We start from the raw sequence: 7,830 nt of genomic DNA, 5'->3' as shown, positions 1-7,830 counted from the left end.
GACGAAGCCATCGAGGCGTACCTGCTCCGCGGCACCCCCGACGGCACTGGTGACTTCCTCCCGGCCGCGCGCCTTCAAGCCTACGGCGGCGCGATCGCCGACGTCGCCGACGACGAGACCGCGTTCAGCCACCGCGACGCCCTCGTGGAATTCGTCTCGGCATCCCGCTGGGACAACGCCGTCGAAGACGATGAGCGGCTCGCCGCCGCGCGCCGGTACGGCCGGACCATCGAACCGTTCGCGAGCGGCGTCTACGTCAACGCCTTGACCGACGAAGGCAGCGCAGGCGTGCGCCGCGCCTATCCCGAGCACAAACTCGCCCGGCTCACCGCCCTCAAGGACGTGTGGGACCCAGACAACGTGTTTCGTCTCAACCACAACGTAGAGCCATCGGAGGGCTGACCGTGCGAACACTGCTCGTCGGGCTCCGGGTGACGGATCTGGATCGCTCGACCGTGTTCTACCAGGCCCTCGGCTACACGGTGGTCGGCCAGGTTCCCGAGACCGCATTCGGAACACTGACGATGCTCCAGCTGCCGGACGACCCGTTCGTCACGGTCGAGCTCGTGCACGACCCTTCACGTCCGATCAGAGCCGACGGGGGTCTCAACCACCTCGCCATCAAGGTGGAGGACCTGCACGCCACCATCGCCACGCTGGCCGCCAACGGCATCGAGGCCGATCCGGCGGACCCGACCGCCGATCCGGACGAACCACTGGTGAGCCATCTGCGCGATCCCGACGGCTACCTGATCGAGCTCGTCCAATGGCCGGAAGGACACTCTGACGGCATCACCGAAGACGACTTCACGAGCGACCAACGACGCGATAACGGGAAACGGTGATCGACGTGATCTTCTTCATCGAGGGCGGGTGTTCGCCTGGATGCAACTCTGGGTCACGCGGCCTCGCGGGTGCCGTCGTGACTGGGAGTTGGCGTCGCTTGGAACCCAGGTGAGCACGGCTATGGCCGTCTGGCATGGTTAGGGCATGACTGAAGACACACGTAGGTCCGTGTCCATCGAGCGCGTGGCCTCTAACCATTACATCGCGACCAATGCACGCGGCGGCAAGCTCCTGCTGGGCGATGGCAGTGACAGCGAGTTCACGCCGGTCGAGTTGCTGCTCGCTGCCATGGCGGGGTGCTCGGCGATCGACGTCGACACCCTCACCACCCGCCGGTCCGAGCCCGACTCCTTCGAGGTCGAGGCCAGTGGTGACAAGATGCGCGACGACTCCGGCAATCGGATGGAGAACCTCGAGCTGGTCTTCCGAGTCGCGTTCCCTGAGGGCGAGGCCGGCGACGAAGCGCGCAAGGTCCTGCCGGACGCCATCGCCAAGTCACACAACCGGCTTTGCACCGTGAGCAGGACCGTCGAACTGAAGTCTCCAGTGAAGACCCGCAGCGAATGACACGGCGGTGATCGCGACCTCTACGCCCCAAATCCGGCATTACACCTAGACTCGACGGATGACCAATCCCACGACGACGCGCGCGGCGGTCATCACTGGTGTCGCGATCGCGGTCGGGGGTGCCGTGCTGACAAGCCTCACCTGGTGGTATGCGTTACGCACGGCCAACGGCCAACTGATCGACATGATGGCGTACGAGGAGCTGGCCCGCGTTCTGCCAGGAAACCCGTGGCCGGCCGTCGAGTCCGCACTCGACACCGCCCACATCGTCGCGCTTGTGGGAACGTTCGTCGTCGCGGCACTGCTCATTGGCTACCGTCGCGCCTGGCACGCGGCGGTGCAGATCCTCGTTCTCATCGCCGGTGCTACCACCACGGCGCTCATCATGAACGCGCTGGCGCCTCCGCTGTTCGAGGCTCAGAGCATGCCCGCGTACCCGTTCGCGGCGGCGGTCGACACCCCGACTGTGCTGTTCCTCTGTGCCGGCGTTGCGGTGGTCACCGCAGTCTCACCTTCGACGCGCGCGCTCACGGCCGTTCTGGTGGGGCTGCCCATCGCGTTCCTCACTGCCTCGCAGCTGAGTTCCTACGCCCAGCGGCCCTCGACGTTCATCACGGCGTCGCTGGTCGTCACCACATGGATCGGGTTGGTGACGGCCACGGCCCCACTGCTACGGCGCACTGGCCTCAAGCCGCCGGCCGCCACGTCTCGGTCCGCCGGCGCCGCGGCGACGGCCTCCGCCACCATCGCACTCATGCTCATCGCTGCCGCCTCGGCGGCAATCTCCGCGGCGCTGATCAACCAGTGGCTCGACGGCGAGCTGAGGACAGGCGGATACCGCGGCGAGATGACCCTCACCTTCATCGCCGGAGCGCTGGCCATCGGCGCGTCCGTGTGCGTCGCGACGGCCATGGCCCTGGTCGGCAACTACGCCACGGACTCACCCGACGCGTCAACGGACCCGTACCAGCAACGGCCGTCGCACGACGGTCCCGGATTCTCTGCCGGCCAGCCGAGCGTGACACAGCCCGCGCAGGCCGTAGACGTGTCACCGGCGCAGGCCCACCCAGGCGGTATCGCCCGAGGAGCCAGCGACGTCGGAGCCTGAGGCATCAGGACATACGCACGAGCCGTAGGACCAGCGAGGCCCTACCTCTCTCCTACGCGGGCCCTGCGGCCGCGAATACCTGCTCGATCACGGTCATGTTCGCGATCGCGTCCTCTGGCGGTGTGGGGACCGGGGTGTCTCCTCGCACGGCTGCCGAGAACAGTTCACCCTGAATCCCGTACTGGTCTGCGGGCGGGAACTCGAGCACCTCGGTGTCCGGCACCGGCGGCTTGCCGTTCGACGCGACGACGACGCGTGCGGGCTGATCCGGCGGGATGTTGAACGGGATCTCCACGAGCAGCCACCCTTCCGTACCGAGAAGGTGGACGCGCTGGTGATGCACAAGCTGCGTGGACGAGGTGAAGGTAGCGTGCCGCCCACCGAAGTCCAGCACCGCGGAGGTCAACGCGTCGGTTCCGAACTCCGGGTCACGGTAGATCGACGCGTGAACGCCGGTCGGCTCGGTCCCGAACATCATCCGGGCCACGTTGATCGGATAACAACCGATGTCCATCAGCCCGCCTCCGCCGAGCTCGGCGATGTTGCGGATGTTGGTGGGGTCGGTGTTGTTATAGGAGAAGAACCCGTCAACGACCTTGAGCTCGCCGATACGTCCCTCCGCGACCAGCTCGCGCGTGCGCACCCACGACGGATGGAGGCGATACATGAAAGCCTCCATCAGCTTGACACCGGCGTCCCGGCAGCCGGCGACCATCGTGGCGGCCTCGGCGGCGCTCATCGCCAGCGGTTTCTCGCACAACACATGCTTGCCCGCCTCCGCGGCCCGCAGCGTCCATTCCGCGTGCAGGTTGTTCGGAAGCGGAATGTAGACGGCCTCGATCTCCGGATCGTCGAGCAGCGCCTGGTATGAGCCATAGGAACGACGTATCCCCAACCGTGCGGCCACGTCGGCTGCCCGGTCCGCGTCGCGTGATGCGATCCCGACGATGTCGCAGTTGTCCGCGCCCTGCATACCGGGGATCACCTTGTTCACCGCGATCGCCGCACAGCCGAGAACGCCCCAACGGACCGGATCAGTCATCGTTCGCCTCCCACGTGTTCACCGTCAAGCCGGTCCCCACCGTATCTGTGGCTCAACGCACAGGTTGACGTGCCCATCGTCGACGGTGCCCTTTGGACTATCCCGTCCACCCAGGGACAGCGGCGACGAGGCCGCCGTCGATGATCAGGTCCTGTCCGTTGACATAGGACGCCTCATCGGACGCGAGGTAGGCCACCGCGTCGGCGACGTCGTCCGCGGTACCGAGCCGGCCTGCGACCACCTGGGGGACGACGCCGGCCTGTTCCTCGGCGGAGAGGGCATCGTCGAACATCGGTGTCTCGATGTAGCCGGGACTCACGGAGTTGACCCGGATGCCCTTGTGCCCCAGCTCTGCCGCGAGCGTGTGCGCCAGGTTGTGCACCGCCGCCTTCGTTGCCGAGTAGAGCGAGGCGGCGGGAAGGCCGCGGTGCAGCGTCCACGACGCGTTGATCACGATCGCCGCGTGTTCGGACAGCAGCGGGACGGTCTTCTGGATGGTGAAGAACACTCCTTTGAAGTTGATGTCCACGAGACGGTCGAACTCGGCCTCGGTGACGTCACCGTTCGGCTGGAACGACGCGACCCCTGCGTTGGCGAAGACCACGTCGAGCCGTCCGTACCGGTCCCGGATCGCGGCCGCCAGCGCGTCGAGATCGTCGAGGCTCGACGAGTCGCTGCGTATCGCGAACACGCGGTCTCCGCCGTCCAGAGCTTCGATCGCGGAGTCCAACCGGGTCTTGTCGCGCCCGGTGATGACCACCTGTGCGCCCTCGGCCAGCAGCCTGCGTGCGGTGGCCAGTCCCATCCCGCTCGTGCCGCCGGTGATGAGTGCAATCTTGTCATCGAATCGAGAAGAACCGTGTGTCATGGGACTCAGCCTGCCGCCCGGCACACGATGCGAACAGGGCGCACGTATCCGGGGTGTAGCACCACCACCCTGGCCGAGCGATCAGGCCGGGGCCGCGAGACGGTTGCGCTGCAGCTGTTCGAGCCGATCCCCGGTTCCGGTGCCTGGACGTGGGTTGTACAGCTCCAGCCGCCAGTCCGGGCGGTCGGCCACCGCCAGGGTCGTCTTGTCGAAGATCAGGTCGCCGGCATCCGGGTGGTGCACCGCCTTCACCGCCTGAATATGGTCGCCCACGTCGTGACGCGCCCACAGCTCGGCGAACTCAGGGCTCACGGCGGTGAGATCTTCGACCACCCGATCGAACCCCGGATCCTCGGGCGAACGCGCCGCGTCGGCACGGAAGGCTGCGACCACGGTCGGCGCAACCGACTCCCAGTGGGCGTGCATACCGCGGTATCGGGCATTCGTGAAGAACGTGATCAGGCAGTTGTGGTCGGTGTCGACGTATCCGAACACCGCATGCGCGGCGTCGTTGATCGCGAGCAGGTTCCAGTACCGGTCGTGCAGCACCGCGGGCCGTGGCATCCATGCGTCGAGCAGCTGCGAAAGCTCCGGGGTGACTTTGGCATCGCGCTGCACGCCGACCGGCGGCGGGTTGAGGCCGGCCAGCACATACAGGTGCGCACGCTCGGGCTCGGTCAGGCGCAGAGCCGTGCTGATCGCGTCGAGCACCTCGGTCGAGACATTGATGTCACGGCCCTGTTCGAGCCAGGTGTACCAAGACACACCCACCCCGGCCAGCACGGCGACCTCTTCACGCCGCAGACCTGGTGTCCGACGTCTACCCACCGCAGCCATGCCGACGTCAGCTGGCGTGAGCCGCGCTCGGCGAGTGCGCAGAAAGTCACGGAGCTGCTCACGACGACGACGCCTCACCGCGGGGCTTTCGCTGGTCATAACGTCAGGGTAACAACGGCCCGAGCGGACCGGTCGTCTGTTCAGCAGTCCAGCAGCCGCGGCCGGGGTCGAAGCCGCAATGCGGCGACCAACGGCCCACCGGCGCCTGCCGTACACACCTGAGGGAATAACGTCCCAGGCTGGATTCATCCGGCCCTGAGCAAACCAACCGGAGCCTGTCAGGGCCAACTGGCATACTCGAACACATGATCTAAAGCTAACGAGCTACGTGGGTGGGGCTGCGCGAACAGGCCTTCGCACAGCCCCTAGATCCCACCTGAGAGGAGGCCAGGACCTATGTCCGACAACTTACCTCACCATGCCTACACCTCGACTGCCATCCGGGACGGCCAGTATTGGCTTGTCCGATGTGACCAGGACCCGGGCATCCACTCGAAAGTGCGGCTTCTGACGCAGGCCGTCCAGCACCAGCGCCAGGCCATCGCGTATGCCCTGGAGGCGCCGGAGGCCATGATCACAGTGGATGTACGCCCCGTGTTGCCGGAACAGATCCGGGAGCGGATCGCCCGCGCACGCGAGCTTCGTGGGACATCCACCTGGGCGAACAGCTCGGCTGCCGTCGAGCTTCGGGCGGCAGCGCGCGCACTGGCCGAGGCCCGGTTCTCGCTCCGAGACATCGGGACCATCCTCGGCGTCTCTTACCAACGAGCACACCAGCTGACCCGGATGTAGGCGCTCCCCGTCCATGGCCGGCCGCCTCTCGAATCGGCCGGTCATGGACGGCACGGCGATCGGCGTGCGGTCAGTCGCCGTCGTAAGTGAAGCTGACGCCGCTGTCGCTCCAACCGCCAGAGGCTGCGTCGTACGACTGCACCGCCACGTGGTTGATGATGTATGGGTCATCGGCACCGCTCATGCTTTGTTCCGGTTCGAGGAATGCCGGCCGTTCGATGGTCACGTTCCAGGCCGCCTCCATCAGACTGATGCGGGTGAGGCCGTCGTCCGCTCCGGCGGCGTCACGGAGGTTGTGCACCAGCAGCTTTCCCGCCTCGTAGCCGTTGAGCGCCATGGTGATGGTCGGATCCGCGTTCGGCTGATGCTCCGCCATGTCCTCGAAGTACTCCTCGAGTCCGGGATCGGAATCGGCGTCCGGCACGCTCGGGTCCTTCTGGAAGAACAGAGCGGCGACGCCGTCGGCAGCGTCGCCAAGCGGCTGCATGAACTGCTTCGCTCCATTGCACGCGGACGTCAGGACGACCTCTCCGTCGAACCCTGCCTTCGCGAGGCTCTGCAACATGGCGATACACATGGGCCCTTGCATCTCACCCACGACGGCGTCGGCGCCGGAAGCCGTCAGCCGCGCGGCATGCTGGTCGAGGTTGACCTCGGTCGGAGCCACGGTCTGCACCTCCAGCAAGGTCAGCCCGCGCTCCTCGGCCGCGCCTGGGAACGTCTCCGCCCAGTCCTCCCCGATCGTCGTCTGCTGGCGGAACTCCATCACCTGCGCACCCGGGACCGTCTCGGCGATGTGCTCAGCGGCCGCCTCGGCTTCGACGATGGCCGGTGGGATCGTCACCGTGGTCCAGGGATGTTCGTCCGGCGCCGATGTCTCCCTGTTCTGCGAGATCGTCCCCAGCTGGGGCACGCAGGCCGTCTCGTAGATCGGCCGAGACCCGGTGATCGACGCCTCCGAGATCTGCAGCAGGCTGACGAAGACGTCCTCCTGTCCCACGAACGCCTGCGCATTCGCGGTCGCACGCGCCGGATCGTATGCATCGTCCTTGATCACTAGTTCGATCTCGTGCCCGTCGATCCCGCCGTCCGCGTTGACCGCACCGAACGCGGCACGGAGACCTTCGATGTTGGCACTGCCGATCGCGGCCAACGGCCCGCTGAGGGCCATGCTCACCCCGACCTTGATCGGCTCTCCCTCGTCCAGCGGCTGGCCTGCCTCGTCCGGACAATGCGACGTGTCGACAGTGAACGTGCCCGTGCTGGCGTCGTCGTTATCACTCCCTCCTGACCTGCTGTCGCCGCAACCATTAACGACGACGATCGCACCAGCCGCGAGCACCACGACGAGGCCTCGCGACGACGGACGCCCGCCTGACGAGCGAGGAAGCCCCCGCCACGTCCTTGCGGACAGCGAATCCACGGATGTCCGATTCACACGCATGAGCGCTCCAGTTCCGAACCGTGCGGCCGGCGGCCGTGACGGTCCTAGCTGATCTCGATACGGTCCTGGTCATCTCGAGACGGCGTGGCCGCACGCGAGCGAGTGGCCACGGCAGCGTCGTCGGGCGCCAGGTGAGCGGTCCCGCCGGTGAGCACCGCAAGGTCGGGAAGGCCAGGTGGCACGAACCTGACCAGGCGTTCGCGCGCGGAGGTGACCAGCGGGGTCACGCCCTTGGGAAGGAAGAACACGCAGGCGACGAGGATCGCGCCGTAGAGGACGGTGGCCAGCAGCCCCGGGTGCGGCAGGTCCGCCAGCGCCGGCACGTG

Annotated in this window: 10 protein-coding genes; 5 read left to right on the top strand and 5 right to left on the bottom strand. The window is 66.8% G+C overall.

From position 1 onward, the window contains the following. From ELR45_RS37170 to ELR45_RS07510, 4 genes are all read left to right on the top strand, one after another. A partial coding sequence (locus tag ELR45_RS37170; RefSeq protein WP_205856195.1) for a BBE domain-containing protein occupies positions 1 to 402 on the top strand: 402 nt, incomplete at its 5' end. A 2-nt stretch (positions 403 to 404) separates the two neighbouring features. After that, the gene (locus ELR45_RS07520) at positions 405 to 845 is read left to right on the top strand and encodes a VOC family protein (protein ID WP_129664771.1); all 441 of its coding nucleotides are present in this window, start codon (positions 405 to 407) and stop codon (positions 843 to 845) included. Positions 846 to 990: 145 nt separating this feature from the next. Next, positions 991 to 1,413, top strand: coding sequence for an OsmC family protein (locus ELR45_RS07515; protein ID WP_129664769.1), 423 nt, complete (start codon positions 991 to 993; stop codon positions 1,411 to 1,413). A 58-nt stretch (positions 1,414 to 1,471) separates the two neighbouring features. Continuing rightward, positions 1,472 to 2,521 (top strand): hypothetical protein, encoded by a 1,050-nt coding sequence (locus ELR45_RS07510; protein ID WP_129664767.1) that lies wholly within the window; start codon positions 1,472 to 1,474, stop codon positions 2,519 to 2,521. A gap of 52 nt (positions 2,522 to 2,573) precedes the next feature. Here the strand turns inward: ELR45_RS07510 and ELR45_RS07505 are convergent, their stop codons facing one another. The 3 genes from ELR45_RS07505 to ELR45_RS07495 all read right to left on the bottom strand — a co-directional run bounded on the left by ELR45_RS07505 (position 2,574) and on the right by ELR45_RS07495 (position 5,367). Next, the gene (locus tag ELR45_RS07505) at positions 2,574 to 3,563 is read right to left on the bottom strand and encodes a Gfo/Idh/MocA family protein (protein ID WP_129664765.1); all 990 of its coding nucleotides are present in this window, start codon (positions 3,561 to 3,563) and stop codon (positions 2,574 to 2,576) included. Between the two features lie 97 nt (positions 3,564 to 3,660). After that, positions 3,661 to 4,431 (bottom strand): glucose 1-dehydrogenase, encoded by a 771-nt coding sequence (locus ELR45_RS07500; RefSeq protein WP_129664763.1) that lies wholly within the window; start codon positions 4,429 to 4,431, stop codon positions 3,661 to 3,663. An 81-nt stretch (positions 4,432 to 4,512) separates the two neighbouring features. Further along, a complete protein-coding gene (locus ELR45_RS07495) occupies positions 4,513 to 5,367 on the bottom strand; it encodes a helix-turn-helix transcriptional regulator (protein WP_129664761.1) in 855 nt (284 codons plus the stop codon). A 297-nt stretch (positions 5,368 to 5,664) separates the two neighbouring features. On the opposite strand from ELR45_RS07495, the gene ELR45_RS07490 reads away from it, so the two are divergent. Next, positions 5,665 to 6,060: a hypothetical protein gene (locus ELR45_RS07490; protein ID WP_129664759.1), complete on the top strand. Its 396-nt coding sequence runs from the start codon at positions 5,665 to 5,667 to the stop codon at positions 6,058 to 6,060. 70 nt (positions 6,061 to 6,130) lie between these two features. Here ELR45_RS07490 and ELR45_RS07485 read toward each other — a convergent pair whose 3' ends face one another. Together ELR45_RS07485 and ELR45_RS34780 are read right to left on the bottom strand one after the other, a co-directional pair. Beyond that, a complete protein-coding gene (locus ELR45_RS07485; RefSeq protein WP_129664757.1) occupies positions 6,131 to 7,504 on the bottom strand; it encodes an ABC transporter substrate-binding protein in 1,374 nt (457 codons plus the stop codon). Positions 7,505 to 7,548: 44 nt separating this feature from the next. Continuing rightward, positions 7,549 to 7,830 (bottom strand): hypothetical protein (locus ELR45_RS34780; protein WP_165367567.1); only part of this gene is annotated, 282 nt, incomplete at its 5' end.

This window comes from Phytoactinopolyspora endophytica, from assembly GCF_004138495.1.
GTDB lineage: Bacteria > Actinomycetota > Actinomycetes > Jiangellales > Jiangellaceae > Phytoactinopolyspora > Phytoactinopolyspora endophytica.
This window is presented reverse-complemented; position numbering and strand designations above follow the sequence as displayed.

Coding starts and splice junctions, on each gene's coding strand:
- ELR45_RS07515 (WP_129664769.1), top strand. CDS start 991: ATGACTGAAGACACACGTAGGTCCGTGTCCATCGAGCGCGTGGCCTCT.
- ELR45_RS07510 (WP_129664767.1), top strand. CDS start 1,472: ATGACCAATCCCACGACGACGCGCGCGGCGGTCATCACTGGTGTCGCG.
- ELR45_RS07505 (WP_129664765.1), bottom strand. CDS start 3,563: ATGACTGATCCGGTCCGTTGGGGCGTTCTCGGCTGTGCGGCGATCGCG.
- ELR45_RS07500 (WP_129664763.1), bottom strand. CDS start 4,431: ATGACACACGGTTCTTCTCGATTCGATGACAAGATTGCACTCATCACC.
- ELR45_RS07495 (WP_129664761.1), bottom strand. CDS start 5,367: ATGACCAGCGAAAGCCCCGCGGTGAGGCGTCGTCGTCGTGAGCAGCTC.
- ELR45_RS07490 (WP_129664759.1), top strand. CDS start 5,665: ATGTCCGACAACTTACCTCACCATGCCTACACCTCGACTGCCATCCGG.
- ELR45_RS07485 (WP_129664757.1), bottom strand. CDS start 7,504: ATGCGTGTGAATCGGACATCCGTGGATTCGCTGTCCGCAAGGACGTGG.